Origin of the sequence: Bacteroides sp. CAG:633, from assembly GCF_000435115.1 — a bacterium.
GTDB lineage: Bacteria > Bacteroidota > Bacteroidia > Bacteroidales > Bacteroidaceae > Bacteroides > Bacteroides ndongoniae.
The window spans coordinates 1-2,060 of the sequence record NZ_FR882981.1; the positions used below are offsets into that span (position 1 = coordinate 1).

Consider the following 2,060-nt stretch of genomic DNA (forward strand, 5'->3'; position numbering starts at 1 on the left):
CGAAACGTTGTAGCCGTAGAGCCCGCCTGTGCCGCGCGTGGCCTTGACCACCGCATCGCGCAGGGGTTCCGATGCGTAGGACAGCGTGTTGGAGCATACGCCGTTGACGGTGGCCCGTCCGAAGGCGTCGGGCAGGGAGAAGGACCAGCGGCCTGCACTGCGCTCCACGCCGTCCTGTGTGAAGATGGCCCGTCCCCCCTTGTCATAGACGGAGTAGGATGGCTCACAGCCCGGAAGTCGTCGGAAGATGCAACGCCCCAGCCCGTCGTAAAGGTAGGCCGTCGCGTGCGGGAAGGTCAGGATGGTGTCGAGTGAAAGAGGCCAGGTGCCGTGTTGGGCTATGTATGCCTCCACGCGCCCGTTGTCCTCGGGCGAGAAGACATAGCGCAGCCTGCCCGCGTCGTCGTGGACGTAATAGGTGGAATGGCTTTCGTCCCCGTCGATGCTGCGCGAGAGCAGCAGTCGGTCCTCTTCGTCGCGGAACTCCAGCAGTCGGTGCCCGTCCTCGTCGTCGGTTTCGGTGACGAATGCCGTGAAGCCCGTGGAGGAGACGAGGTATTCATCTCCTATCAGGAAGAAAGCCCTCAGGAAGTAGTCGGAAGCGGACGAGCTTTCGCTGGCCGCATGCGACGTGCAGGTACGCTTTCCGGCCTCGTACCAGCGGCTTCCGGCTGCATACTGTTCCTTGGGTCCGTTCAGCGGCAAGGCGCCGTAGATGGTTGTCGAGTAAGGCCGGGAATCGTTTCCCGCCAGTTGTCGGGAAGAGGCTTTCAGTGCGGATGTGTCGTTCAGGCAGTCGGTCCCCTGGTCCGAGAGGGCGGGGAGCCAGGTCCGCCAGGGGCGGCGGTGGCTGTCGTATTCGTGCAGGGTGACCAGCGAGCGGTGTCCGGGGGTGATGCCGGAGTACTGCTTGTAATTAAAGAAACATCCCTGCTCTCCGATACAAGAGGCAGGGATGTTTTTCAGAATCAGCGGCAGTTTGCCATGACTTAATTATCCAAAGGATCCTCAATCTTTATGGGATCCCAGGGAATGCGATGTTCGTTTCCACCGGCGCATAAGGGCAATGAAGGAGCCTCAAAGGTGAATTGGGTGCAATGCATTCGGATATACCCAACAGGATAATTATCAAAATCAAATTGAATAAAATACCCACTGTCATCTTTCAAGTAGGAAAAACCGGTTATTTCCAAATGATTTAGCACCATCCTTTGACAGTCTGTAAATTCATCATCTGAAATAGTTGTAAAGTTATACTCCACCATGCTCGGATAGGCACATTTTACTACAAAACTTCCATATCCTTGGCTCCAGTCAATATATATTCTCGTCTCAAACTTGCCAAAACAAATATTTTTTATCAGACACTCATAGATGCTGACAGCATCAGTTTCTTCATTTGTATATATATATTTCATATTAATCTTTTTTCCCATTTTTCTTCTTTTTTGCTATCCCATTGCTGATATTGGTGACTTCCTCATATGTGGGAACGTGAGCTTTATCCTCAATAAACTCGTGTACTTTACCTTCTTTATCTATATTCTGGCCTTTATTATGCGTATGACTGGTTCCCACATTTTCAACTTTGCCTTTTCCGATTTTATTTAGATGAGGTTTATCTTGTAAAACATCAGTTCTAGAACCATCGGGTTGGATGTAACTGCCTTTCGGTGTAGCCTGCGTATCTATCAATTTGCCATCTACATCCCCCAAAAAACGGGCTTTGGAACTACCTCGAACGACATTTTCAGCTTTACTTGCAGAACTAACCGCATCCACAGCCTTATCTACCGCCCGTGCTCCCTTGATGGCAGCACCCGCACCTCCCGGAACTAACGGTAATGCAACAGCAACCGCATCAGCAATAATTCCTACACCATCTAAAACGGCGGCTCCGATGTTTCCCTGACTGACATTTTCGGTAAAACTCTCTACGCCCATTATCAGGCTAAAAACATCCCAAACAGTTTCACCTATCTTACCGTCTTTATCGACATGCTTTATCGGGTTATCATAGCAGTAAGCGTACGGTGCCCATCCATACAGTTTCTCCGCCA

General features: G+C 51.1%; 3 protein-coding genes. All 3 read right to left on the reverse strand.

The genetic code is table 11. The annotated features are described in order from the left end of the window. Positions 1 to 978 (reverse strand): DUF6443 domain-containing protein (locus tag QVP67_RS01900; protein WP_369677336.1); only part of this gene is annotated, 978 nt, incomplete at its 3' end. 11 nt (positions 979 to 989) lie between these two features. Beyond that, a complete protein-coding gene (locus QVP67_RS01905; protein WP_288179794.1) occupies positions 990 to 1,436 on the reverse strand; it encodes a hypothetical protein in 447 nt (148 codons plus the stop codon). Further along, positions 1,420 to 2,060, reverse strand: a 641-nt coding sequence (locus QVP67_RS01910) for a polymorphic toxin type 10 domain-containing protein (RefSeq protein WP_288179795.1), incomplete at its 5' end; no start/stop codon positions are given. The genes QVP67_RS01905 and QVP67_RS01910, both read right to left, overlap by 17 nt.